This is a genomic window from Acuticoccus sp. MNP-M23 (genome assembly GCF_031195445.1).
In the GTDB taxonomy this organism is placed as follows: Bacteria; Pseudomonadota; Alphaproteobacteria; order Rhizobiales; family Amorphaceae; genus Acuticoccus.
This window is the reverse complement of record NZ_CP133480.1, coordinates 782248-805900: the sequence shown is the minus strand read 5'-3', so window position 1 is coordinate 805900 and position 23653 is coordinate 782248. Positions and strand designations below refer to the sequence as shown.

The 23653-nt window shown below is 64.4% G+C and carries 25 protein-coding genes; 21 read left to right on the top strand and 4 right to left on the bottom strand.

The features are described 5' to 3' along the window. The first annotated feature begins 152 nt into the window (after positions 1 to 152). The 5 genes from RDV64_RS03825 to RDV64_RS03805 are packed head-to-tail and all read left to right on the top strand — an operon-like array spanning position 153 to position 5585. A complete protein-coding gene (locus RDV64_RS03825; protein WP_309197956.1) occupies positions 153 to 1136 on the top strand; it encodes a tripartite tricarboxylate transporter substrate binding protein in 984 nt (327 codons plus the stop codon). Positions 1137 to 1146: 10 nt separating this feature from the next. Next, entirely contained in the window at positions 1147 to 1650 is a 504-nt protein-coding gene (locus RDV64_RS03820; RefSeq protein ID WP_309197955.1) for a tripartite tricarboxylate transporter TctB family protein, read from the top strand. A 15-nt stretch (positions 1651 to 1665) separates the two neighbouring features. Beyond that, positions 1666 to 3153, top strand: coding sequence for a tripartite tricarboxylate transporter permease (locus RDV64_RS03815; RefSeq protein WP_309197954.1), 1488 nt, complete (start codon positions 1666 to 1668; stop codon positions 3151 to 3153). Then, entirely contained in the window at positions 3150 to 4583 is a 1434-nt protein-coding gene (locus RDV64_RS03810) for a sulfatase-like hydrolase/transferase (protein WP_309197953.1), read from the top strand. Before RDV64_RS03815 ends, RDV64_RS03810 begins: the two co-directional genes overlap by 4 nt. 18 nt (positions 4584 to 4601) lie before the next feature. Continuing rightward, entirely contained in the window at positions 4602 to 5585 is a 984-nt protein-coding gene (locus tag RDV64_RS03805) for a mandelate racemase/muconate lactonizing enzyme family protein (protein ID WP_309197952.1), read from the top strand. On the opposite strand, the gene RDV64_RS03800 is transcribed toward RDV64_RS03805, so the two are convergent. Beyond that, a protein-coding gene (locus RDV64_RS03800; protein ID WP_309195819.1) for an IS3 family transposase occupies positions 5521 to 6632 on the bottom strand; the annotation gives its coding sequence in 2 pieces (ribosomal slippage) (positions 5521 to 6383 and positions 6383 to 6632; 1113 coding nt in all). The two genes, RDV64_RS03805 and RDV64_RS03800, sit on opposite strands and share 65 nt — an antisense overlap. Positions 6633 to 6690: 58 nt before the next feature. On the opposite strand from RDV64_RS03800, the gene RDV64_RS03795 reads away from it, so the two are divergent. Then, positions 6691 to 6960, top strand: coding sequence for a hypothetical protein (locus RDV64_RS03795; RefSeq protein ID WP_309197951.1), 270 nt, complete (start codon positions 6691 to 6693; stop codon positions 6958 to 6960). Between the two features lie 43 nt (positions 6961 to 7003). Here the strand turns inward: RDV64_RS03795 and RDV64_RS03790 are convergent, their stop codons facing one another. From RDV64_RS03790 to RDV64_RS03780, 3 genes are all read right to left on the bottom strand, one after another. Then, the gene (locus tag RDV64_RS03790) at positions 7004 to 7924 is read right to left on the bottom strand and encodes a cytochrome c (protein ID WP_309197950.1); all 921 of its coding nucleotides are present in this window, start codon (positions 7922 to 7924) and stop codon (positions 7004 to 7006) included. 99 nt (positions 7925 to 8023) lie between these two features. Then, positions 8024 to 8470 carry a cytochrome c gene (locus RDV64_RS03785; RefSeq protein WP_309197949.1) on the bottom strand — a complete coding sequence of 149 codons (447 nt, stop codon included), beginning with the start codon at positions 8468 to 8470 and terminating at the stop codon, positions 8024 to 8026. 237 nt (positions 8471 to 8707) lie between these two features. Further along, complete coding sequence (locus tag RDV64_RS03780) at positions 8708 to 9139, bottom strand: hypothetical protein (protein WP_309197948.1); 432 nt, start codon at positions 9137 to 9139, stop codon at positions 8708 to 8710. Positions 9140 to 9373: 234 nt separating this feature from the next. Between RDV64_RS03780 and RDV64_RS03775 the strand changes: the two genes are divergently transcribed. The 15 genes from RDV64_RS03775 to RDV64_RS03705 all read left to right on the top strand — a co-directional run bounded on the left by RDV64_RS03775 (position 9374) and on the right by RDV64_RS03705 (position 23645). Then, positions 9374 to 9967, top strand: coding sequence for a hypothetical protein (locus RDV64_RS03775; protein WP_309197947.1), 594 nt, complete (start codon positions 9374 to 9376; stop codon positions 9965 to 9967). 89 nt (positions 9968 to 10056) lie between these two features. Next, complete coding sequence (locus RDV64_RS03770) at positions 10057 to 10818, top strand: DUF6065 family protein (protein ID WP_309197946.1); 762 nt, start codon at positions 10057 to 10059, stop codon at positions 10816 to 10818. Between the two features lie 3 nt (positions 10819 to 10821). Then, on the top strand, positions 10822 to 12033 hold the full coding sequence (locus RDV64_RS03765) for a hypothetical protein (RefSeq protein WP_309197945.1): 1212 nt from the start codon (positions 10822 to 10824) through the stop codon (positions 12031 to 12033). Positions 12034 to 12159: 126 nt separating this feature from the next. Further along, positions 12160 to 12543 carry a 4-carboxymuconolactone decarboxylase gene (gene pcaC, locus RDV64_RS03760; RefSeq protein ID WP_309197944.1) on the top strand — a complete coding sequence of 128 codons (384 nt, stop codon included), beginning with the start codon at positions 12160 to 12162 and terminating at the stop codon, positions 12541 to 12543. A 42-nt stretch (positions 12544 to 12585) separates the two neighbouring features. Further along, complete coding sequence (locus RDV64_RS03755) at positions 12586 to 13371, top strand: alpha/beta fold hydrolase (protein ID WP_309197943.1); 786 nt, start codon at positions 12586 to 12588, stop codon at positions 13369 to 13371. Between the two features lie 40 nt (positions 13372 to 13411). Further along, a complete protein-coding gene (locus RDV64_RS03750) occupies positions 13412 to 14461 on the top strand; it encodes a 3-carboxy-cis,cis-muconate cycloisomerase (RefSeq protein WP_309197942.1) in 1050 nt (349 codons plus the stop codon). A gap of 124 nt (positions 14462 to 14585) precedes the next feature. After that, complete coding sequence (locus tag RDV64_RS03745; protein ID WP_309197941.1) at positions 14586 to 15641, top strand: TRAP transporter substrate-binding protein; 1056 nt, start codon at positions 14586 to 14588, stop codon at positions 15639 to 15641. Continuing rightward, positions 15642 to 16151: a TRAP transporter small permease gene (locus RDV64_RS03740; protein ID WP_309197940.1), complete on the top strand. Its 510-nt coding sequence runs from the start codon at positions 15642 to 15644 to the stop codon at positions 16149 to 16151. Continuing rightward, complete coding sequence (locus RDV64_RS03735) at positions 16144 to 17502, top strand: TRAP transporter large permease (protein ID WP_309197939.1); 1359 nt, start codon at positions 16144 to 16146, stop codon at positions 17500 to 17502. The genes RDV64_RS03740 and RDV64_RS03735 overlap by 8 nt, the downstream gene beginning before the upstream one ends. Before the next feature lie 129 nt (positions 17503 to 17631). Then, positions 17632 to 19170 carry a sensor histidine kinase gene (locus tag RDV64_RS03730; RefSeq protein ID WP_309197938.1) on the top strand — a complete coding sequence of 513 codons (1539 nt, stop codon included), beginning with the start codon at positions 17632 to 17634 and terminating at the stop codon, positions 19168 to 19170. Continuing rightward, on the top strand, positions 19167 to 19529 hold the full coding sequence (locus tag RDV64_RS03725) for a response regulator (protein ID WP_309197937.1): 363 nt from the start codon (positions 19167 to 19169) through the stop codon (positions 19527 to 19529). Before RDV64_RS03730 ends, RDV64_RS03725 begins: the two co-directional genes overlap by 4 nt. A 191-nt stretch (positions 19530 to 19720) precedes the next feature. Further along, positions 19721 to 20158 carry a response regulator gene (locus tag RDV64_RS03720; RefSeq protein ID WP_309197936.1) on the top strand — a complete coding sequence of 146 codons (438 nt, stop codon included), beginning with the start codon at positions 19721 to 19723 and terminating at the stop codon, positions 20156 to 20158. An 89-nt stretch (positions 20159 to 20247) separates the two neighbouring features. Continuing rightward, complete coding sequence (locus RDV64_RS03715; protein WP_309197935.1) at positions 20248 to 21027, top strand: SDR family oxidoreductase; 780 nt, start codon at positions 20248 to 20250, stop codon at positions 21025 to 21027. Positions 21028 to 21125: 98 nt separating this feature from the next. Next, complete coding sequence (locus tag RDV64_RS03710) at positions 21126 to 22073, top strand: dihydrodipicolinate synthase family protein (RefSeq protein ID WP_309197934.1); 948 nt, start codon at positions 21126 to 21128, stop codon at positions 22071 to 22073. 87 nt (positions 22074 to 22160) lie between these two features. Next, complete coding sequence (locus RDV64_RS03705; RefSeq protein WP_309197933.1) at positions 22161 to 23645, top strand: ABC transporter substrate-binding protein; 1485 nt, start codon at positions 22161 to 22163, stop codon at positions 23643 to 23645. Positions 23646 to 23653 lie beyond the last annotated feature (8 nt).

Genomic DNA, 23653 nt, shown 5'->3' with positions numbered 1-23653 from the left:
GTCCGCGCGCAGCAGGCGCCGCGTCTCTCAGGGGGAGTGCGCGATGGCTGAATAACCGGCCGCCGTGGGTTCACCCGCGAACATACGGCCGGCTTGCGGACGATGAGGTTTGTAAAATGCGTTCCCCAAAACAATAAAATCGAGGAAACACCATGACCACACGTCGAACTCTTCTGGGCCGCGCTGCGGCGCTGACCATTGCCGGCGCCGTTGCCTGCGTCGCCACGCTGAGCGCGCCGGCCGCGCAGGCCGAGGAGGCCTGGCCCACAAAACCGGTCCGTGTCATCGTGCCGTTCAAGCCCGGCGGGCGAACCGATACGGTCGCTCGCCTTGCCGCCAAGGTGATCGAGGAGAAGGATCTTCTCGGGCAGCCGCTTATCATCGTGAACATGCCGGGCGGCGGCGGCGCGATCGCCGGACAGGCGGTGCTGGATTCGGACGACAACCACACGATTGCCCACTGGCATCACCAGATGCTGATCGCCAATGCCATGGGCGTCATCCAGTTCGGCCCGGAAAACTTCAAGTCCATCGGCTTCACCGGCGGCGGCAGCCCCGTGTGGGTGGTGCGCAGCGATGCCGGCATCGACAGCCTGGAAACGCTGGTGACCAAGCTGAAGGCGGAGCCCAACTCCATGGTCGAGGTCATCGGCATCGGCTCGATCCCGCACTTCGTCGGCGCGCTGCTTGCCGACAAGGCCGGCTTCGAAACGCGGAAGGTGCAAGCCAACTCCGGCGCCGACCGGTTGAAGATGATTGCCGGCAACAACGCCGACATCGCGCTGTTTGCCGCATCCGAATATCTCAACATGAAGGACGTGGGCTCCGGCCTCGACGCGCTGGTGTTCTTCGGCCCCAACCGGATCGACAACATCAAGGACGTGCCCACTGCCAAAGAGCTTGGCTACGACGTGACCTGGGCCAACCCCAACTGGTGGCTCGCCCCCGCCAGCATGCCGGACGAAAACGTCGAGAAGCTCGCCACTGCCTTGAAGACGGCAATGGAGGACGAAAGCGTCCAGACCTATTTCGCGCAGAACGCGCTGGACCTTTACTGGACCGATGGTGCGGACGCGCAGGCGCAGTCCGACGCGCTGCTGACGGAGCTGCAGGCTGTCGCCAAAGACATTCGCTGAACCGCAGCCAATGTCACACAACGCCAACCCTCAAGACACCGGCGCCCCCCAAAGGGCGCCGGCAACGGGCGATCTCGTCTTTTCCGGCATCATCATCGCGCTGGCCGCGGTGGTGTGGGTCGGGACCGCAGGTCTGCCGCCGCCGCGCTACGAGCCGATCGGCTCGGCCGCGATCCCGCGCGGCGTCGCCCTCATCATGGCCTGCCTTGCGCTCATCGTCGGCGTTCGCGCGCTGCGCACCGGCGCTGCATCCTCGGCAAGCGGGGATGCGGTGTCGCGCCGCGCGCTGGCGACCACCGTGGTGCTGATGGCGGCGACGCTTCTTTATGTGGCGCTGATGGATGCGGGCATTGCCGGCTTCCGCCTTGCCACGGTTCCGTTCCTCACGCTGTGCGGCGTGCTTCTCGGCGGGCTCAACTGGCGCAACGCCCTGATCGCGTTGGTCTTTGCCGCCATCCTCACCTTCGCGCTGCACTTCATCTTCACGCAGCTTTTCTACATCGACCTGCCATGACCGGACGGCACCCCCATGCTTGATGCCTTCCTCGCGCTCGCCGCGCCCTGGCCGGTCTTCTATCTCATCATCGGCACGGCGCTCGGCATCGTTGTCGGGTCCATACCGGGCCTTACCGCCTCGATGCTGATTGCGCTGACCCTGCCGCTCACCTTTTCCATGAGCCCGACCAACGCGATGACGCTGCTCATCGGCGAATATGTCGGCGGGATCTCCGGCGGCCTGATTGCGGCAACCCTCATGCGGATGCCGGGCACGCCCGCGTCCATCATGACCACGTTCGACGGTTTTCCCATGGCCCAGCGCGGCGCGGGCGAACGGGCGCTGAGCCTCGGCGTGATGGCCTCGTTCATCGGCGGGCTCATCTCGTGGGGCTTTCTGGCGCTGCTGTCGCCGCCGCTGGCGCGCCTCGCGCTCACCTTCGGCCCGTGGGAATATTTCACGCTGGTGCTGATGGCGCTGGTCATGCTCGCCTCGCTGTCTCAGGGGTCGATGCTGAAGGGGCTGATTGCCGCCTGTCTCGGCGTTCTGCTCGCCATGCCGGGGATCGACCCGTCCATCGGCCAGCTCCGGCTGACGTTCGGCTTCAACGACATGACCGGCGGCCTCAGCCTCCTGCCGGTGCTGATCGGAACCTTCGCGGTGAGCCAGATCATCAAGGACGTGCTCACCATCGAGAAGAAGCTGCCAAGGGTGACGGTTTCGCGCAGGGGTGTTGCCTTGCGCTGGTCCGACATCCGGATGCACGGCGGCAACCTTGCGCGCTCCGGCGTCATCGGCACGTGGATCGGCCTGTTGCCGGGCATTGGCGGTAATATCGCCGCCATGATGTCCTACGCCACCGCGCGCCAGGTCTCCAGAACGCCGGAAAGGTTCGGCACGGGGCACGAGCCGGGCGTGGTGGCGGCCGAAACCGCAAACAACGCCTCCATCGGCGGGGCGCTGATCCCGCTCATCACCATGGGGATTCCAGGCTCGGTGACGGAGGCGATCCTGATCGGCGCCCTCATCATCCACAACCTGCAACCGGGCCCGCTCCTTTTCATCACCAACCCGGAAGTCGCCTACGGGGTGATCGCGTCCTACCTCGCTGCCAACGTGGTGATGGTGGTGATGATGCTGGCCTCCATCTCGTACATCGCTCGGTTGATGTATCTGCCGCGGGCCTACCTTCTCACCGCAATCCTGCTCTTTTGCGTGGTCGGCACGTTCGCGCTCAACAACCGCTTCTTCGATGTGTGGGTGATGCTGGCGTTCGGCGCCATCGGCTATCTGCTGGAACGGGTGAAGGTGCCGCTGGGCCCGTTCGTCATCGGCTTCGTCCTGTCGCCCATCGCCGAAGAACAGCTGCGCTCCGCCGCCATGTCGTCGGGCGGGGACTTCACCGCGATCTTCACGCGGCCATTCGCGACAACCTTTCTCATCATCTCGCTGGCAACGCTGGTGTGGCCCTTCGTGGCTGCCCGCCGCCAGGCCAGCCGCGCAACCCAGGACCCGCAATGACCGAGCGCCCAAACATCATCCTCATCATGACCGATCAGCAGCGCTACGACACCATTGCCGCGCTGGGTTACCCGCATGTCGAAACCCCGAACCTCGACCGGCTGGCCCGCGAGGGCACCAGCTTTTCCAACTGCCACATCACCGCGGCGTCGTGCGTGCCGTGCCGGGCAAGCCTCTTCAAGGGCTACTACCCGCACACCACCGGCGTGGTCGCCAACGGGCAGCCGTGGCAGCGCACCTGGGTCGAAAAGCTCAACACGTCCGGCTACCACTGCGTGAACATCGGCAAGATGCACACCATCCCCTACGAGTCGGACTCCGGCTTCCATGAGCGCTACGTGGTCGAGAACAAGGACCGCTACATGGAAGGCCGCTACTATTTCGACGAGTGGGACAAGGCGCTTGCTGCCAACGGCCTCGTCAAGCAGCAGCGCGAACTCTACCGCCTGCGGGACGACTACAAGGAGCGCCTCGGTGCCTTTGAGTGGGAGCTGCCGGCGCACCTTCAGTCCGACAATTTCGTGGGCAATCTGGCCAAGTGGTGGGTGGACACCTACCCGCCGACCGAGCCGCTGTTCTTGCAGGTGGGCTTTCCCGGCCCGCACCCGCCCTACGACCCCACGCCCGAAATGGCCGAGCGGTACATGGCGCGCGACGACATTCCGCTGCCGAACCCGACAGAGGACGAGCTGGACCGTCTGCCAGGCCCGTTCAAGGAAAAGCGCCAGCACGATGTGGAGGTGGACCACGATTCCGTCGCCTGGTCGCTCGACCCGACACCAGAGCAGATGAAGCGCCTGTGGGCCCACTACCTCGCCAACGTGACCATGATCGACGAGAAGATCGGCGCGCTGCTGACGTCGCTGAAGAACCGCGGCTACCTCGAAAACGCCGTCGTCATGTTCACGTCCGACCATGGCGACTGCCTCGGCGACCACGGCCTCATCCAGAAATGGTCGATGTATGAGGAGATTGTCCGCGTGCCGCTGATCGTGTGGTCGCCCGGACGGTTTGCCGAAGGGCGGACGGTGGACGATCTGTGCCAGCTCTTCGACATCGGGCCGACCATTCTGGAGCTTGCCGAGTGCGAGGTGCCGGCGAGCTTCGAGGCGAAAAGCCTGATGGGCGCGCTGTTGCCGGACGGTGAGTTCGTTCCGCGCGACCATGTGTTCTGCGAGCAGGGCGGCGACGTGAACCTGACCGGTGCGTCGTTCATCACCATGGTGCGGTCAAGCCGCTACAAGCTGGTTCATTTCCGCGGGCTGGATGAAGGTCAGCTGTTTGACCTTGAGGAAGATCCCCGTGAGGTGAACTCGCTGTGGGACAGCGCCGACCATGCGCCCATCAAGGCAGAGATGCTGGACGTGCTGCGCGAATGGCTGATCGAGAGCAATTTTCACACGCGCGGCTGGGCGGCCGAATTCCGGTAGCTTCGAAGAGAGAGCGGGATGAAGATCGAAAGCGTCACCAGCCACGTCCTTGAATATGAATTGCCGGAGCAGCTCGGCTACTCGCAGCAATATTATTCAAAGCGCACCGCCCATCTGGTGGAAGTGCGGACCGACGATGGCGCCGTCGGATGGGGCGAGTGCTTCGGTCCCGGCGGGGTTGCACGGGTCAACCGCACCATCATCGAGACCGTGCTGGCGCCGCTTCTGATCGGCCGTGACCCGTTTGCGCGCGAAGCCTTCTGGCACGACGCCTACAACAGGATGCGCGACCACGGCCAGAAGGGGATGCCGTTGCAGGCGTTGTCCGGCATCGACATCGCGCTGTGGGACCTGGCCGGCCGGATCCTTGGCCGGCCGATTGCCGATCTCATCGGCGGCCGCTGCCGCGACACCGTGCCCGTCTATGGCTACGGGATGATGCTGCGCCCGGTGCCGGACCTTGCCGCCCGCTTTGCCGAGAAGGCTGCGATGCTGGAGGCCCGTGGATTTGCGGCGCTCAAGATGAAAGTGGGCCTTGGCGTGCGCGCGGACATCGCGCTGGTGGAGGCGGTGCGCGGCGCGTTGCGGGATGACACGCGGCTGATGGTGGACGCCAACCATGCCTACCACACCGCCGATGCGTTCGCCGTGGGCCGGGCGCTTGGCGGCCTCGGCGTCCACTGGTTCGAGGAGCCCGTGGTGCCTGAGGACCTTGAGGGCTACCGCGAACTGCGCGCAGGGCTCACCGTCAACATATCGGGCGGGGAGGCGGAGTTTACGCGCTGGGGCTGGCGGCGGCTCCTGGAGGCGCGGGCGCTCGACATCGCGCAGCCCGAAGTCTGCGCGCTGGGCGGTATCAGCGAATATCTGAAGGTGCTGGCGCTTTGCCACGCGCACTTCACGCCGGTGGTTGACGTTGCCCCAGAAGTGTCCCCGCTCATAGCTGGACTCTGTTCGTGTTGTGGTCCCATCGGGACCGGGTTGCAAACTCGTTCGGGGTGAGGCCGCCCAGGCTGGTGTGCGGCCTGTCGTGGTTGTAGTCGGTGCGCCATTCCTCAATGATGCGGCGAGCGCCCGGAAGGCTGCGGAAGAGATGCTCGTTGAGGCACTCATCGCGGAAGCGACCGTTCAGGCTCTCTACGAAGCCGTTCTGCATCGGCTTGCCGGGCGCGATGTAGTGCCAATTGACGCGGCGGTCCTCCTGCCATTCGAGGATGGCATGGGAGGTCAGCTCGGTGCCGTTGTCGCTGACGATCGTGAGCGGCTTGCCGCGACTGACGATCAGGCGGTCGAGTTCCCGTGCCACGCGAGCCCCCGACAGTGATGTGTCGACAACGAGCGTCAGGCACTGGCGGGTGAAGTCGTCGAGCACCACCAGCACACGGAAGCGGCGCCCGTCGCTGAGCTGGTCGGAGACAAAGTCGAGGCTCCAGCGCTGGTTTGGTCCTCGCGGCAAGGTCATTGGCGCCCGCGTTCCGATGGCACGTTTTCGGCCGCCGCGCCGTCGTACACTCAGCCTCTCCTCGCGGTATAGGCGGAACAGCTTCTTGTGGTTCACCTCGATACCCTCGCGCCGCAAAAGGATATGCAGCCGCCGATAGCCGAACCGGCGCCGTTCGTTCGCCAGCGTTTTCAGGCGTTGGCGCACCGTCGCATCGTCCGGCCGCTGCGACCGGTAGCGGTAAGTCCTTGGATGCATCCCGATCAGGGCACAGGCGCGCCGCTGGGAATACCCCTTCTTTTCAATCGCCCAACTCACGAAGCCTCTCCGTGCGCTGGGCGTCAGAAGTTTTTTCCCAGAGCGTCCCGCAGCGTCGCCACATCGAGCATCTGTTCGGCGAGAAGCTTCTTCAGGCGGCCGTTCTCATCTTCCAGCGCCTTCAGCCGCCTGGCTTCAGACACTTCCATTCCGCCGTAGCGCTTGCGCCACGTGTAGAACGTCGCGTCGCTGATCCCGTGCTTGCGGCACAGCTCCGACACACCGATCCCCGCGGCATGCTCCTTCAGGACCGCGATGATCTGCTCTTCGCTGAAGCGGCTCTTCTTCATCTCCGTCTCCTTCTGACGGAGTCCAGTTCAGACCGAGGACATTCCAAGGGGCAACGTCATGGTGAACCACGTCTGGGGTTCGGCGGTGGCGGTGGCCACCAACCTGCAGCTGCTGGCCGCCATGCCGCCGCTGCCCGGCGGCCTTCACCCGGACGAGCCGATGCTGGAATTCGACACGACGCACAACGCCTTCCGCGACGATCTTGCGCTGGAGGGGCTGCCCATTGCCGCGGAGGTGGCAAGGACGGGCCGCACCAAAGTGCCGCGCCGCCCCGGCCACGGTGTGACGCCGGACCCCGAGCTTATCGCCCGCTACGCGGCCGACTGAGCATCGCAGCAGCGCGGGATGCCCCGAGGGACGCTGCAAAGCCTCAGGGGTCGGGCAGTGCCGGGATTGCCTTCAGATAGGCGGCGACCGCGGCGCGATCGGCATCAGGCACCTTGGACCAATGGTCGACGATGGGTCCCATCGAACCGCCGATGGAATCGTAGTCCGGCGTGAACCCGCTTTCGAGCAGGTAGGCAATGTCCGCTGCGCTCCAGTCGCCAATGCCATCCGCGGAGGGGGTGATGTTGGGAACGCCGCCGTCCCCCTCCAGCGCCGGGGCACCTGCGAGCCAGCGCGAAGGGTCAGGCGCAAACGCCAGCGTGCGCGGGGTGTGGCACTCGCCGCAATGGCCAAGCGCCACGGTGAGGTAGTGCCCGCGCTCGACCTCCGCACTGGCGCCGTCCGGCGCTGCGGGCAAATCCGGCAGCAGAAATCTTTTCCAGATGCCGATGGGGCGGCGCCACGAGAACGGGAAGGGCAACCCGGTGGCTGCCGCCGCATTGTCCGAGGCAGGCAGCGTGTCGAGATAGGCCTTCAGGTCCAGAATATCGGGCACCGTCATGCCGCGATAGGACGTCCACGGAAACGCGGGCGTGAAGTAGGTGCCATCTGGGGAAACGCCTTCCTTCATGGCGGTCACGAAGTCGGCAGCGGACCAGGCGCCGATCCCGTGGGCCGGATCCGGCGAGATGTTGGGGACCGTGATCGACCCCAGCGGCGTTTCGAGCGCCAGGCCGCCCGCCAGAATCGGGCCGCCCTCCGGGTTCGCGGCATCGCCTGCGGCTTTGGCCCCATGACAGGACCCGCAGCCGGCTTCGTTGAACAGGATTTCCCCGTTTCCGGCATCCGGCGTGTGCGCGGGAAGGGTTGCGGCGTCCACCCGGTCCGGTGCGCTCAGCCACCGGAAAAGACCGCCAAGACCGACGACGATGGCAGCAAGAACAATGACGATGCGTGAAGTCATGGGCCAATCCGTGCAAGGCGGTTCACTGCGGCCGGGGTCCGTCGCCCGGCCGCCATTCGGTGCGGGGCTGGCTTCAGCCGCCAGCCCCGCTGTGATGCGTCATTTTTCTGCGCGGTAATCGGTGTGGCAGGCGCGGCAGGTGCCGCCCACTTCGCGAAATGCCACGCTGAAGGGCTCCTGCCCCTCATCGGCCGCCACCTTTGCCGCTTCCGCGTTGTCCACCATGGCGGCGGCGTGGGCCTCAAAGTCGGCCCAGTTTTCCCAGATCGCGGGCAGGGCGCGGGTGTCTTCGCCGGTTTCCGAACCTTCGGGGAACAGGGTGACGAATTCCTTGCCGTTGGCGATGAGAACATCCAGCGCGGCTTGCGCCTTTGCGGTGTCGTAGGGCGTTTCACCCTTCACCATGGCGCCGAGCACCTTGGTGCTGTCACCGATCTCTTCCATCAGCATGTGGCGCTGGGCCTGCGGCGAGTCGGATTGAGCGGCGGCGACCGAAACTGCGCAGGTGGTCAAAAGGGCAGCGGTAAACACGCGAAACGTCGTCATTGGCGGTCCTCCAGAATGAGCCTTCGTTTGGCGCCCCACCATACATTGGAATTTTATCGGGTCGAATGAAGCTTTCATTGCGGGTGGCCTGAAGGGGGCCGCTGACCGCGGCATTCACGGGCGAAAATCCAACGACGAACCGGCATGCCTCGCTTTCACGGACTTTTATTATTGCAAGGCATCACCGGTTTGCGGGTGAACACAGCACCAATTGCGCTCGATCCCAAGCGGTCACGTTCAGGCGTGAAGTCGATCCGGCATCTGCGCAATGAACAGGAAATTGAAGGTGATCATCAGTTGATTGATGATTTCTTCGGCAAGACCGTCGATATCCGGATCGTCCTTCGCGTGCTTGAACCGTTCTGAAAAGATCAGTCCACCTGTTGTGCAATCCGTGAAGTCGACATCGATAATATAGTGAGTCGATGAAACGCGGACGGTCCCGTCGATGATATAGTCGAGGCTGGCTTTTCGCTGTATTTCTTCCATGCTGAGGTAGCGCATACAGACATTGTTGCACGATCCGTGAACAACAATGTCCAGAATCGGCGATGAATTCAAAAAATTAGTCGCCCGTCGTGCAATTTTTGACCCGAATGAAGATCCATCATTTTCAGGGTCGATTCCCGTGAATGGAATTAGCGCAACGCGGAGAGGATTGGTCGCCACGCTAATATCTGACCTGATAGACCTACAATGGTTCATGATTTTATCCTGATAATTACTTGAGTTACGCCGGAGAACAACCAAGAAATAACAATCGGAATCGAGGTGCGGTGCGAATTAGGCGTGATTCACGCTTTTTTTCCGGGCTTTTCACGTCAGTGTTCAAAAAATTTCGAATAGTTTTACTCGAAATCGCCTGAAGCGGCGTCGCGTAATTCGAATTCAAGAGGAACACGTATGTCGAACGCAAACCTTAAACTTCAGGCTGTAGTTGATGGCTCGCTGACGGTCCCCCGCGTGAAGCCGGTGTCCAAGATCGAGATCGCAGGCGGCATGAACCCGCCCCGCGTGAAGCCGGTGTCCAAGATCGAGATCGCAGGCGGCATGAACCCGCCCCGCGTGAAGCCGGTGTCCAAGATCGAAATCGCAGGCGGCATGAACCCGCCCCGCGTGAAGCCGGTGTCCAAGATCGAAATCGCCGGTGGCATGAACCCGCCGCGCGTGAAGCCGGTGTCCAAGATCGAGATCGCCGGTGGCATGAACCCGCCCCGCGTGAAGCCGGTGTCCAAGATCGAGATCGCCGGCGGCATGAACCCGCCCCGCGTGAAGCCGGTGTCGAAGATCGAAATCGCGGGCGGCATGAACCCGCCGCGCGTGAAGCCGGTGTCCAAGATCGAGATCGCCGGCGGCATGAACCCGCCCCGCGTGAAGCCGGTGTCCAAGATCGAGATCGCCGGCGGCATGAACCCGCCGCGCGTGAAGCCGGTGTCCAAGATCGAAATCGCCGGTGGCATGAACCCGCCCCGCGTGAAGCCGCTCCTTGCTGCCTGAAGAGCTGACCCTCGACAGAACGTCCTTTCGGTGCATCTCTCGGCGTCGATACGTCTCCGCCGGGAGCGGTACAAAAAAGGTCGAAGACTATGACGGCAGAAGCGGCGATTGCGCCGGCTGAAAAGCCCCCCGTGCGGATCTGGAAGGCCTACAAGCCGGCGCCGGATATTCTGAAAGCCCAGAAAAGTGCAGCCGGTATCATGCCGGCCGGCGCGTTCCAGTATTGCGAGGCGATGCGCGTCGCCTCCGGTTTCGGCTGGTACATCTACCCGCCCAAGGACATGTCGCTCTATTTTGACGGGCGCGAGAGCTATTTTTACGAAGACGACCAGTGGTTCCCGGTCAAGTCGACCCAGTTCGGTCCCGATTTTCAGGCCGAGTGGAACGAGCAGGCGCCCGACGACCTCGCCTTTCTGAACCCCCCTTTCATCACCGAACTTTTCGTGCCCGGCGGGATCCAGATCTGGTCCGGCTATTTTGTCGAGACCGCGCCGGGGTGGAGCCTCGGTGTCCGCTCGCCGGTGAATTACGACATCAGAAGCTCGATTTCCCACTACGAGGGAATTATCGAGACCGCCGATTTCAAGCCCTGCCCCCTGTTCATCAACTTCAAGATCGTCAAGACGGACACGGAAATCTTCCTGCCGCGCGACCGGCCGCTGTTTCAGATGCAGCCGATCCTGCGCGCGTCCTACACTGACGGTGATCGCGAGCTTGATGTGGTCAGCGACATGAACGACCCCGGCGCCCCGTTCGACTGGGAAGGCCTCGGCGGGATCATGCGCAAGTCCAGTGAACGGGATCAGCGCCGTCCGGGACGCTACGCGGCCGACAGACGAAAGATCGCCTGATCCGTGGCCCGCGCAGTCTGGTTCTCGGCTGAATCGCGGGTCGTCCTCTTTTCGGCCGTGGGCTCGCTGCCGCTGCATCTGACGGCAGTTCTGGCCAGCACCGCCAGCGGGGTTGGCGGCGTCGCCCCCGGTGTTCTCGCCAGTGCCGCGCTTCTCGGCCTGTTCGCATCATCCAGCCTGCGCTCTTTCGGGGTCGTCGAGCGGTTCTGGCGCCTCTGGGCTGACGAATTGCGCTCCATCGTGCGCCATCCGTTCGTCACCATCAGCCTTCATGTCGGCGTTCTGCTGGCCCTGCCTTTCCTGACCGGCCCGCTCTCGCTGGCCGGTTGGTTTGCGGTGGGCTGGATCAGCGGCATCTACATGTTCAACGGTATGGTGGCAGCGGCCAGCGGGGCGAGCAAGTTTCTCGGCTTCATGGCGCGCCTGTCGGCGGCCATGGTTCTGGCAGGAATCATCGCCATGGCCGTGCAGTGGATCGACGCCAGCGTGCCCTACACCCGCCTTTGCGTGGCGTATGCCGTCGTCATTCTGGCCGTCGCTCTGATCCTGAGGCCGGACGGGCGTATCCTTTCGGCAGAGATTCCCTCCCGGCCGGAAATCGCCAGTAACCGGGGCGAGCAATATGTTGCGCTTGCGGGTCTCCTCGGTTTTTTCATGGCGGCGCTGATGTTCGTCTCCAATATAGGCACGTTTCTGGATGCCGGCCAGAGCCTCATCGACCGGACTGCCGGTTCGGTCGGCCTGTCCAAGATTGCTGCCGGGGTGATCCTCTCGCTTACCGTGGCGCTCTGGGGGCGGGACAGCACCGCGCGCCTTCTCGTCACGGCAACGGCGCTCATCATTTCCATGGGATTGCTGGACGGCGCGGCAGGCGTTGCCATCTCGCTGGTCATTCTGGTGGCGTTTGAAATTGCGCTCAACATCGGCGGTTCCGCGGCCATGGCCGAGGTTGCAAGGGTCGGCAGCCCCTTCGTCAAGCGGATGATCCCCACTATGGGCCTTGCCGGTGTGGCAGCCGGGCCGCTGGTGGGCGCTGCTCTCCTGTCGCTGGGATCGCCGGCCTGGGTGCGGTGGGGGGCAATGCTGGTGATGGCGGTGAGTGTCGCGGCGATCGTCGGCGTCCACCGTGTCGCCGTTGCCCGCCAGCGCCGCTGGGCCGAAGGCCGGGACACGACACCGGGCAACGGCGACACCATGGCACTGGCCACACGTTAGGCGCGCGCACCGCGCGGTCTGGCATCGCTTTGCCGGGGAGGGGCGCCTTTCGCCCACCGTGGTGCGGTGGCAGGAAAGGCGCGGGCACAAGCCCCACAGCCTCAAAACCCGGACAGAAAGATCCCCATGACCGACCGTTTCGACGAGGGAATGCGAACGCGAAGAGCCGTTCTCGGCGATGCCCACGTGGACCGCGCGGAAAAAGCCAAGACCGCGTTCGACGAATCATTTCAGACGCTGATCACCGAGGGCGCCTGGGGCACGGTCTGGTCACGGCCGCACCTGTCCCACCGCGAACGCTCCATGCTGACGCTGGCGCTCCTCGCCGCCGCCGGCAATTTCGACGAGATCGCCATGCATGTGCGCGCGACCGAAAGCACCGGGGCAACGCCGCAGGACCTGATCGAGTCGATGCTTCACGTTGCGGTCTATTGCGGTGTGCCGAAGGCCAATCACGCGATAAAGATCATCAAGGAAACGTACCGGGAGATGGGTGTCGAGCTGTCGTGACAGGCGCTTCCGGCAGGCAACAATCATAAACGGGAGAAGGCGATGCCCCACTTCATCGAGATCGACGGTCGCGCGCTGCATTGTGAATTCAGGCCCGGCGCGGCCGGTCGCACGCCGGTGGTCTTTTCCAATTCGCTCGGCACCGATTTGCGGATCTGGGATGGGGTTGTGGCGCTGTTGCCGGCGCAAACGCCGATCCTGCGGCTCGACAAGCGCGGCCACGGGTTGAGCGCCATGGGGCCGGTCACCATTGCGGCGCTGGCGGAGGATATGGCAGCGGCCATGGCGCATTTCGGCCTCACTGCGGCATGCGCCTGCGGCGTGTCGGTGGGCGGGCTGATCGTGCAGGCACTGGCGGCGTCGCGACCGGATCTGGTGGCGACCGCCGTGCTGTCCAACACGGGCTTGAAGATCGGTAACGATGCAATGTGGAACGAGCGCATCGAGATTGCGCGCACCAGGGGCCTTGAGGCCATGGCCGACGCCATCATCACCCGCTGGTTCAGCCCCGGCTATGTCGCCGGGCAGGCGACCGACCTTGCCGGCTACCGCGCCATGCTGACGCGCACCCCCGCCGAGGGTTATGCGCGCGTGAGCGAGGCCATCCGCGATGCGGACCTCACCGCGGATGCGGGCAAGCTGCACCAGCGCACCGTCTGCATTGCCGGTGAGACGGATGCGTCCACCCCCGTCGCGATGGTGACGGCGCTGTCCGAGGCGCTGCCGGACGCCGCGCTCACCGTGGTTCCGGCGGTGGGCCACCTGCCGTGCATCGAGACGCCGAAAATCGTGTTCGATGCCATTGCGTCGCTCGGAGCGCTCGACTGATGCGAAGACTGCCGCGTCAACCAGCCCGAAGGCGTGCGCCGTGACCTTCGACGACCCGCTGCTGGCGGCCTTCTTCGGTGACGATGCGGTGGCAGCCCTGTGGTCGCCGTCGGCGCAGCTTGCCCATATGGTCGCGTTCGAGAGGGCGCTTGTTGCGGCACGGGCGGCGGTCGGGCAGATCAGCCCGGCCGATGCGTTGGCCGCCGATGCCCATCTGGTCGCCTGGACGCCGGATTTTGAACTGCTGGCCGGCGGCGTTGCGGCAGACGGCCTCGTCGTCCCGGCCTTCGCGCGGATGATCCGCGAGGGGGCACCGGTGCCGGAGATCATCCACACCGGCGCCACCTCGCAGGATGTGCTGGACAGCGCCCTGGCGATGACGCTCGACCGCCTCATTGGCCTGTATCTCGGCCGGCTCGATAAGCTGTCCGATGCCTTTCGCGCGCTGCAAACCGAGCACGGGACCCGGCGCCTGATGGGGCGAACGCGGATGCAGGCGGCGCTTCCCATACTGGCAGGCAGCCGGATCCGCACCTGGATCGACCCGGTGGCGCACGTCAGGGCGCAGCTTGAGGCGATGCGCCCGCGGGTGGCACGGGTGCAGCTGGGCGGCGCGGTGGGCGACCGGCACCGGTTCGGCCCGGCCGCGGCGGAGATTGCCGACGGGGTGGCGGACCGCCTCGGCCTTTCCCGTGCGCCAGCCGCCTGGCACACCGACCGGACGGCCATTGCTGAGTTCGCGTCTGCGCTGTCGGTGCTGACGGGCACGCTCGGCAAGTTCGGTGCCGACGTCACGCTGATGGCGCAGCAGGGCGTGGACGAGATCAGGCTGGCAGGTGGCGGCGGATCGTCGGCCATGCCGCACAAGCAGAACCCCGTCCATGCCGAGCTGCTCGTGACGCTTGCGCGTTACAATGCGGCGCAGGTGGGCGCCATGCATTCAGCGCTTGTCCATGAGCAGGAGCGGTCCGGTGCGGCCTGGACGCTGGAGTGGCTGACCCTTCCGCCGATGACGGTTGCCGCGGGCCGCGCGCTGACCGCCGCCACCGAGCTTGCCGGCGCCGTGACGTCAATCGGCCAGATCGAATAGGGATCGCAGGACGCTGCGCGAAATTGATTGCGCGCTGGCTAGTCTTGCGTTCCGTGCATCCACCCGCTTTGGTCTGCCCGAATGCAAAAAAAAGCGGCTCAGCCGGTCTTCCAGGAAACGCCAGATGCCCAAACGCACCATGCGCCCGTCACCGCTCGCGGTTGCCACCGTACTTGCGGCCACATTGGGGTTCGCCTCCCTTGCCAGTGCTCAGGACTACACCTTCAAGCTGCACCATTTCCTGGGAGCCAAGGCGCCGGCGCAAGCCCGGATGCTGGAACCCTGGGCAAGGCAGGTGGAGGAAAATTCCGGCGGTCAGGTCAAGATCGAAATCTTCCCCTCGATGACGCTGGGCGGCCGTCCGCCCGAACTGGTCCAGCAAGCACGCGACGGCGTGGTCGATCTCATCTGGACCGTGAACGGCTACACCCCCGGCCTTTTCCCGCGCACCGAAGTGTTCGAGCTGCCGACCGTTTACGGGAACGACCCCGCCGCCACAAATCTCGCGATCGCGCAGATGTTCGCGAGCGATCTGGCGGACGATTATCAGGGGCTGGAGGTGATGTTCCTGCACGTCCACGCCGGGCAGGCAATCCAGATGCGGGACCGGCCGGTGCGCACGCCCGCCGACCTTTCGGGCGCGCGCTTGCGCATTCCCACCCGCACCGGTGCGTGGGTGATCGAGGCGCTGGACGCAACGCCGGTGTCCATGCCGGTCCCCGAGCTGCCGCCCGCACTCCAGAAAGGTGTGGTCGACGGCGCGCTCATTCCGTTCGAGATCATTCCGCCCCTGCGCATTCAGGAGCAGACCGACTACCAGATGGAGGGCGCAGATGGCTGGCGTCTCGGAAATACCACGTTTCAGGTCTCCATGAACAAGGCGCGCTGGGACGGTCTGCCGGCTGAGATCCAGCAGGCATTCCGCGACGCCTCCGGTCCGGATTGGCTTGCCGAAGTGGGGTCGATCTGGCTGGCGTCCGATGCATTCGGCATCAGGTTCGCCACCGATGGCGGCAACGAGCATATCGTCTGGTCCGAGGCTGAGACCGACGCGTTTCGCGATGCGCTGACGCCGGTTGTCGGACGCTGGGTCGAGGACATGGCGCAAAAGGGGATCGACGGCGCCGCGCTGGTGGACAGCGCTCGCGCCGCCATCCAAGCCAACGCCGCGCCGCGCTGAATGGGGGCGCCGGGGACGGGTTCGCCCGTCCGCCGCCTTGTTGGCGGTGTCATCACCGCATGGGCGATCTTGGGCGGCGTCCTTCTTCTGGCGGTGGTTGCGATCAACGTGGCGGCGGTTGTCGGCGGCATTGCCGGGCTGCCGCTGCAGGGTGATTTCGAGCTGACCGAGATGGGCGTTGCGGTCGCGGTGTTCGCGTTCCTGCCCTATTGCGAGCTGACCGGCGCCAATGTCAGTGCCGACATCTTCACCACCCGCCTCAAGCCTCGCGCGCGGGCAGGGCTGGCGCTGATGGGTTCGCTTGCTGCGTTCGTCTTCAGCCTCGTCCTTTTGTGGCGGATGTCGGCGGGTGCGATCGACCAGCGGGCCTACAATTACACCACGGCCATCCTCCAGGTGCCGGTCTGGGTTGCCTTCATCCCCATTCTCGTATCGCTGGCGCTGCTTGCGCTGGCAGCGCTTTTCACGCTTGGCGCGCACGCAAGGGAGGCCGGGCGGGCGCATGTCTGATCCGATCGTCCTCGGGCTCGTCTCTTTCGGTGTGCTCGTTGTTCTCATCGTGCTCAGGATGCCCATCGCCTATGCGATGATCCTTGTCGGCGGGGTCGGCATCGCGTCGGTCAACGGCCCGGCGCTGGTGCTCAACCAGCTGAAGACGCTCGCCTACGGCCAGTTCGCCATCTACGATCTTTCGGTCGTCCCGATGTTCATTCTGATGGGGGCGCTGGCGGCCCGCACCGGACTGAGCCAGGCCCTGTTTCGCGCCGCCAGCGCGTGGCTCGGGTGGATGCGCGGCGGGGCGGCGATGGCGGCCATTGCGGGGTGTGCGGGGTTTGGCGCGGTCTGCGGGTCCTCGCTCGCCACCGCGTCCACCATGGGGCGCGTCGCCCTGCCGGAACTCCGGCGGCAGGATTATAGCGGCGCGCTGGCAACAGGATCGCTGGCGGCGGGCGGGGTTCTCGGTATCCTCATTCCGCCATCCGTCGTTCTCATCATCTACGCCATTCTCGTGGAAGCGAACGTCGTCACCATGTTTGCCGCGGCGCTCTTGCCGGGCATCCTCGCGGTGCTGCTCTTTTTGGTGGTGGTTGCGCTCTACACCGCCGTGCGGCCGGAGGCAGGGCCCCGCCGTCCCTTTCCGGGCTCTGCCGAATTTCGGGCCGCCACGCTGGGCGTCCTGCCTGTTCTCGTCATTTTCACGCTGGTGCTGGGCGGGATCTATGCCGGGTTCTACAACCCGACGCCGGCGGCTGCCGTCGGCGTGGCGCTGGTGGCGCTCTACGGCGCGGTCACCCGGCAGTTGAGCCTCGCCGGGCTTGTGGATGCCTTGAAGGAGACCGCATCCAGCGCCGGGATGATCTACCTCATCCTTCTGGGTGCGGAGCTGATGAAGATCTACGTCTCGCGCCTTGGCCTGCCGCAAGCCACGGCGCAGTGGATCGTTGCGTCTGGGTACGCGCCGATGACGGTGCTGCTGCTGCTCCTGATCGCACTCATCGTTCTTGGCTGCCTGATGGACAGCCTCTCGATGATCCTCCTCGTCATCCCATTCTTCTGGCCCGTTCTCGTCGACCTCAATGGCGGGCTGTACATGGGAACCGATGGCGCTGGCTTCGGCATGAGCACCGAAGATCTCAAGATCTGGTTCGGCATCCTGGCGCTGATTGTCGTGGAGCTGGGGCTGATCACACCGCCGGTGGGGATGAACGTTTTCGTTATTTCAAGCCTCGCCAAGGGTACGCCCATGAGCGAGACATTCCGCGGGGTGATACCGTTTTTCTGCGCGGAGCTCCTGCGGGTGGCGCTGCTTCTGGCCTGTCCGGCGCTGGTGCTGTGGCTGCCGGGGCTTTTGTCGGGCTAAAGGCCGATGCGGGTGGGGCGTGCCGGCGACAGCCCCGCACCAGCAATCTCCTCTTTAACTACAGATCGACTGTGGATTGATGAGGAGGTCAGTGTGCAAAATGCGTTGGGTGCAGAAAGCAACTTCACGTTGGCTGACCGAAAGCTGGCGGACGTCATGTCGCCAGCCGACGATGCGGAGCAATCCGGCAGGCGGTTGCGGGCGACGAAACAGGCGCTCTGCCTTGTGGTTGCGCTCATCGCCGCGCTGCCGCTGGTTCTTGGCTGGGGCGCGGGCATAGACTTGGCCAAGCGCCTCCTTCCTGATTCGGCAGCCATTGTCCCCACAACGTCGCTGGCGCTGCTTCTCGTGTCCGGTGCGCTCTTCCTCGACACACGCTATCCGGACCGCAATTGCGGCGCGGTCTGCTTCTGGTCCGGCGCCACGCTGATCGGAATGGGGGTGGCAAGCATCATCCTCAGGAACGTCACCGGCTTCAACGGCTTGAGCAGCTTTCTCGTGCCCGGAACCATCGGTTCGGAGGGGACGGCGGTCGCCACGGCCGCCGGCATGGTGATTGCCGGGTACTGCCTTGCCTGCCTCAACATTCCCACACCTGCTGCAAGGCGGAGCTACGAAGCGGCGGCCACGGCTGGCCTCATCTTTTCGCTCCTTGCCGTCGTTTGCTACGCGTTCGAGCGAGACGCGTTGTTCGGCATCAGCTTCTTCAACTCCATGTCGCTCCCCACAGCCACAGCGTTCGGGCTGATCTTTCTCGTCTTCCTGCTCGTCCGGCGACAGGAAACCTGGTTGCGGCACATCACGTCGGCCCACTCCGGCGGGCGGGCCGCAAGGCGGTTGTTTCTGATCATGGTGGTCGTGCCGCCGGTCTTCTGCCTCGTGGCGCTCAAACTCGTCCAGCAGGGGAAGATCGATGTCGGTTTCGCCTTCTCCCTCCTTGCCGTCGTATTCGTCGTCACGTCCATGGTTGCGCTGGTGCGCACCGCGTCGCTCGGAAATGCCGAGCAGCTTCGCCGCACCATCGTCGAGCTGCGCGCGCTGAACGACGACAAACAGGTGCTGCTTGCCGAGGTCTACCACCGGGTAAAAAACAACCTTCAGCAGATGTCGGCGATGATTCAGCTGGAGCGGTCAAAGGTGACCGACACCGACGAACGCGAGCGGCTGGACAAGATCCTCTACCGGATCCGCTCCGTCGGCGTGGTGCATCAGATGCTGGTAGGCTCGAAGTCGCCGTCCCGCGTGGAAGTTGCGCACTTCCTGGGCGAACTCGTGGATGGGCTTGCCACGGGCTACAACCTCAAGCAGCGCGATATTGCGCTGAAGATGGACGCTGACGATCTCACGCTGCCGATCGACGTGGCAGTGCCCATCGGTCTGCTCGTCAACGAACTGGTCACCAACGCGATCAAGCACGCATTCCCGGACGGGCGCGCTGGCCTGATCACGGTGGGATATCACGCTGTCCGAGGCGGTCTTGAGCTCAGCGTGGCGGACGACGGCGTTGGCCTCGCTGACGGGGCGGTGCCGAACGAGCGCGGCCTCGGCACCATGATTATCAAGGGGTTGGTCAACCAGCTCCGGGGCGAAGTTAATATTCAAACCAGTGGGGGGACCACCGCTGTGGTGCATTTTCCCATCAACGCACAGGGCGGCGAACGGAAATGAGCACTCTGGGAACAGTCGTAATTGTCGAAGACGATTTTCTGATCGCGGCAGCCCATCAGTGCACCTGCGAGGATGCCGGCATTGAGGTGCTGGGCATCTGTGATACCGGCGAAGAGGCGGTGGAAACGATTTGCCGCCTGAAGCCCACCTTTGCCTTGATCGACGTGCGCCTTGCGGGCGTTCGGGACGGGGTCTACGTCGCCAGCGAAATCAAGGCGAAGGGCCTCGATACGGTGGTCATCTTTGCGACAGGGTCGACCGAGGCGAACACTCTTCGCAAGCTCAACGAGCTTCAACCGCGCCGGATCCTGCGCAAACCCATCGAATCCGAAGAACTCAAGAACTCGCTTCTGTCATAGGCCGACCGCAATTTGCGCTGGCCTTCCAGGGGGCGCTGCGGCCGCTGCGCCAAACCACAGCCTGGCGCAGGATGACGGGAAAATAATGGGAGCAGATTCAGGCGATCGGCCCACCACAATGCACGACCGCTCCCAGCGTTCTCTCATGATCCACCGAAAGAGGTGTTCTGGTGCAACAAGACAGGCATAGGGTGCCGACCGTCGTCATCGTCGAGGACGATTTTCTCATCGCTGCGGCTTACCGGACCATGGCTGAGGAGGTCGGCATCAAGGTTCTGGATGTCTGCGATACCGCGGCGGCCGGGATCGCCGCCATTGCCGCCCACCAGCCGACGTTCGCCGTGCTGGACCTGAACCTTGCGGGCGGCGCTGACGGTGTGCATGTGGCCGCTGCCGTCCGCCAGAACGAGATCGCCACAAAAATCATCTTTGCCACCGGCTCGGCGACGCCCGACACCCTGCGCCGTCTTGATGCCGTCGGCGCCTTCAACGTGCTCATCAAACCCATCGACCCGAAAGACTTTATCGCGGCGCTCGACTCCGACGCACCGTCGCACGCCGGGAGCAACAGCCCGCCGGGCCCGCAGGACAAGGCCTACATCGCCCAAATGGCCCGGCGGACGGACTGAGGACACCTTCTCTGGAACTCATTTCCCGGCGAAGGTTGGCATGCCACCCGCACCCCCTCTACATCTTTGCAAAAGAGGGGAAATCTGCGGTGAATCTGGGCATCAAGGGACGGCGCGCACTTCTGACGGGCGCAAGCAAGGGGATGGGCCGCGCGTGCGCCATGGCACTGGGCGGCGAGGGCGTTTCGCTCACCATCGTCGCCCGAGGCGCCGACGCGCTCCACCGCACCGCGGCCGACATTGCCGCCACGACCGGTGCGACGGTCCACCCCGTGGTGGCCGACATCACGACCGCAGAAGGCCGTGCCGCAGCGCTCGCCGCATGCCCCGAGCCCGACATTCTCCTCAACAATGCCGGCGGCTTTCCCCCCGGCAACTTTCGCGACTGGGAGCGCGAACACTGGATCGAGGCGCTGGACATGATGATGCTTTCGCCCATCGCCATGATCCGCGCCACGTTTGACGGGATGGTCGACCGAGGCTTCGGGCGGATCGTCAACATCGCCTCGCGCTCGGTGAAAATTCCGGCCGCCGAACTCGGTTTGTCCAACGGTGCGCGCACCGGTCTCGTCGGGTTTTGTGCAGGCCTTGCCCGCGAGGGCATTTCGCGGGACGTGACCATCAACACGCTGCTTCCCGGCATCTTCGACAGCGATGGCCAGCGCCAGCATGTGGCAGGCCTCGTCACCCCCGGCGGCCCCACCTATGACGAGATCTGGGCCGAGCGCGGCGCAAAGAACCCGGCCCGGCGCTACGGCCGGCCGGAAGAGATTGGCGCCTATTTCGCCTTTCTGGCGTCCGCCCACGCCGGATACATCACCGGCCAATCCCTGCTCATCGACGGCGGAAGTTATCCAGGCACGTTCTAGGGCCGGCACGAAGCCTGCATGAAAACGGCAGGAAAGGTTTGCCTGTCATTCCAAACCGATGTTCAAATAAGCAAAAGCGCAGCCAAGGAATGGAACCGATGGCCCACACCAAACCCGAAGGGTCTTTCGTCGCCCTCATCACGCCGATGAACGCAGACGGGTCGGTGGACTATGCCGGCTTCAAGACATTGATCGACTGGCACGCCGAAAACGGAACCACGGCGCTGCTCATCATGGGGTCGACCGGCGAAGTTTCCATGCTGTCGCCGGAAGAACGCCGTGAGATCGTCTCGCGCACGACGCGGATGAAACCGCCGGGTGTTGCAATGTATTACGGGTCCACCGGCAACAACACCGAAACCACCATCGGCTACGTCGCGCATGCGGAGGCTGAAGGCGCGGATGGCGTCATCATCGCCGCGCCCGCCTACATCTGCGCCGACAATGCCGCCATCACCGATTACGCGCTGGAAGTGTGTGACTCCACCAGCCTTGCCGTGGGCTTCTACAACAACCCGCCCCGCGTGAAGACCGACCTTGGCTGGGACGATATCCTGCGTCTCGCGCGCCACGAGAACATGGTGGTTCTCAAGGAATCCACCACGCGGGTCGGTCAGGTGGCCAAGGTCTGTGCGGCAAAGCCTGACATTGCGATCATGTGCTGCTGCTCGCCCAATCTCGGCCTCGTCATTCCGACGATGGCGCTGGGCGGCCATGGCACCGCCAACATGACGGGCAACCTCATCCCGCAGGAAATGGCGGTGATTTCAACGCCGTGGCGCACGGGTGAGGACGCGTTTGCCTGCCGCGAGGCATGGCTCGACAATCTCGACATGCTCCATTTTGCCTACAGCGCCATCAACCCGGTGGCCGTCAAGTCGCTGATGCGTGCCGTCGGCCTGCCGGCGGGGCCGCTGCGCAAACCGCTCCAGCCGCTTGCACCCGATGCGCTCTCCAGGGGCCTCGACATCGTGCGCAAACTGGGTCTCGACCGGAAATACGGGTTCCGTACCGGGCCCGACGCCATCACCGCAGCGGCCGCCTGAACAAGGCGGCGCAAAGCGGCAAGAAAATTGCTTTTTCGCAGCAGACAACAGGCCCCGGATGCGAGGGCCGAAGATCAAGGGTGGACCATGCTTCTTCCAAGACTATGCCTTGCCGGCGCCGTGGCGCTTGGCACCGCAGGCCTTGCCGTCCCGGCCGTTGCGCAGGACATCACCATCGCGATCGGCTCGGAGCCGTCGACGCTGGACCCGCAGCTGCGCGACGATGGCGGCGAACGCCAGGTCAACGACAATATCTACGAAACGCTGATGGCCCGCTCCGCCACCGGCGAGCTGATGCCGGGCCTTGCCGAGGCTGCACCCACGCAGATCGACGAAACCACCTGGGAATTCGAGCTGCGGGACGGCGTCACCTTCCACAATGGCGAGCCGTTCAACGCCGATTCCGTGGTGACGAGCGTGGAGCGGATCATCGACCCCGCCAACAACTCCGAGCAGATGGGCTACCTCAACACCATCTCCGGCGCTGAGAAGGTGGATGACGACACCGTTCGCATCACCACCACCGGGCCCGACCCCATCCTGCCGTCGCGCATGTACTGGATGAAGATGATCCCGGCCGAATACGGCAAGACCGGCAACATCGGCGAAGAGCCCGTGGGCACCGGCCCCTACAAGTTCGTCTCCTGGGACCGCGGCAACGACATCGTCCTCGAAGCCAACGCCGATTATTGGGACGGCGAACCGGCTGTCGACAAGGTGACGTATCGCTTCGTCGGAGAGTCCGGCACGCGCCTGTCCGGCCTGATGGCGGGCGAGTTCGACGTCATCACGAACCTTCTCCCCGAGTTCGTGTCCACGGTTCCCAACGCCGCCGCGGTGGACGGGCTGGAGACCTCCGTTCTCATCCTCGGCACCGACAATGAAGGGCCCATGAGCGACCCGAAGGTGCGTGAGGCGCTGAACCTTGCCATCGACCGCGACGCCATGGTCGAGGGCCTGTTCCAGGGCTATGCCACGGTTGCCGGCGGCCACCACATCAACCCGCGCGCCTTCGGCTTCAACGCCGACCTGGAGCCCTACGCCTACGATCCGGAAAAGGCGCGTGAGCTGATCGAGGAAGCCGGTGCCAAGGGCAAGACCATCCGCCTCGTGGGAGAATCCGGCCGCTGGCTGAAGAGCCGCGAGCAGATCGAGACCGTTGCGCAGTACTGGACCGAGATCGGCCTCAACGTGGAGATCGAGGTGCAGGAATTCTCTCAGTACCTGAAGAGCCTGATGGGCGACGGACCGCGCCCGGATGCCATCTTCGTCGCCAACTCCAACGAGCTGATGGACGCCGACCGCGAGTCCTCGTTCATCTACCACATGGAGGGGGCCGCCGCCTCCAACTCGGACGCCGAAATGGCGAAGATGATCGACGATGCGCGCGTCACCACCGACACCGGCGAGCGCGAGGCGCTCTATCACGCCATCTTCCAGAAAGGGCGGGACCTCAACTACACTGCGCCGCTCTTCAACCTGCAGGACATCTATGGCATGTCCGAGCGGATGAGCTGGCAGCCCCGCACCGACCAGAAGCTCCTCATCAAGGAAATGTCGGTCAGCGAGTGACAATCGTT

Excerpts from the sequence above, each read along its gene's own strand:
- RDV64_RS03825 (WP_309197956.1), top strand. The coding sequence starts at position 153 with ATGACCACACGTCGAACTCTTCTGGGCCGCGCTGCGGCGCTGACCATT.
- RDV64_RS03820 (WP_309197955.1), top strand. The coding sequence starts at position 1,147 with ATGTCACACAACGCCAACCCTCAAGACACCGGCGCCCCCCAAAGGGCG.
- RDV64_RS03815 (WP_309197954.1), top strand. The coding sequence starts at position 1,666 with ATGCTTGATGCCTTCCTCGCGCTCGCCGCGCCCTGGCCGGTCTTCTAT.
- RDV64_RS03810 (WP_309197953.1), top strand. The coding sequence starts at position 3,150 with ATGACCGAGCGCCCAAACATCATCCTCATCATGACCGATCAGCAGCGC.
- RDV64_RS03805 (WP_309197952.1), top strand. The coding sequence starts at position 4,602 with ATGAAGATCGAAAGCGTCACCAGCCACGTCCTTGAATATGAATTGCCG.
- RDV64_RS03795 (WP_309197951.1), top strand. The coding sequence starts at position 6,691 with ATGGTGAACCACGTCTGGGGTTCGGCGGTGGCGGTGGCCACCAACCTG.
- RDV64_RS03790 (WP_309197950.1), bottom strand. The coding sequence starts at position 7,924 with ATGACTTCACGCATCGTCATTGTTCTTGCTGCCATCGTCGTCGGTCTT.
- RDV64_RS03785 (WP_309197949.1), bottom strand. The coding sequence starts at position 8,470 with ATGACGACGTTTCGCGTGTTTACCGCTGCCCTTTTGACCACCTGCGCA.
- RDV64_RS03775 (WP_309197947.1), top strand. The coding sequence starts at position 9,374 with ATGTCGAACGCAAACCTTAAACTTCAGGCTGTAGTTGATGGCTCGCTG.
- RDV64_RS03770 (WP_309197946.1), top strand. The coding sequence starts at position 10,057 with ATGACGGCAGAAGCGGCGATTGCGCCGGCTGAAAAGCCCCCCGTGCGG.
- pcaC (WP_309197944.1), top strand. The coding sequence starts at position 12,160 with ATGACCGACCGTTTCGACGAGGGAATGCGAACGCGAAGAGCCGTTCTC.
- RDV64_RS03755 (WP_309197943.1), top strand. The coding sequence starts at position 12,586 with ATGCCCCACTTCATCGAGATCGACGGTCGCGCGCTGCATTGTGAATTC.
- RDV64_RS03745 (WP_309197941.1), top strand. The coding sequence starts at position 14,586 with ATGCCCAAACGCACCATGCGCCCGTCACCGCTCGCGGTTGCCACCGTA.
- RDV64_RS03740 (WP_309197940.1), top strand. The coding sequence starts at position 15,642 with ATGGGGGCGCCGGGGACGGGTTCGCCCGTCCGCCGCCTTGTTGGCGGT.
- RDV64_RS03735 (WP_309197939.1), top strand. The coding sequence starts at position 16,144 with ATGTCTGATCCGATCGTCCTCGGGCTCGTCTCTTTCGGTGTGCTCGTT.
- RDV64_RS03725 (WP_309197937.1), top strand. The coding sequence starts at position 19,167 with ATGAGCACTCTGGGAACAGTCGTAATTGTCGAAGACGATTTTCTGATC.
- RDV64_RS03710 (WP_309197934.1), top strand. The coding sequence starts at position 21,126 with ATGGCCCACACCAAACCCGAAGGGTCTTTCGTCGCCCTCATCACGCCG.
- RDV64_RS03705 (WP_309197933.1), top strand. The coding sequence starts at position 22,161 with ATGCTTCTTCCAAGACTATGCCTTGCCGGCGCCGTGGCGCTTGGCACC.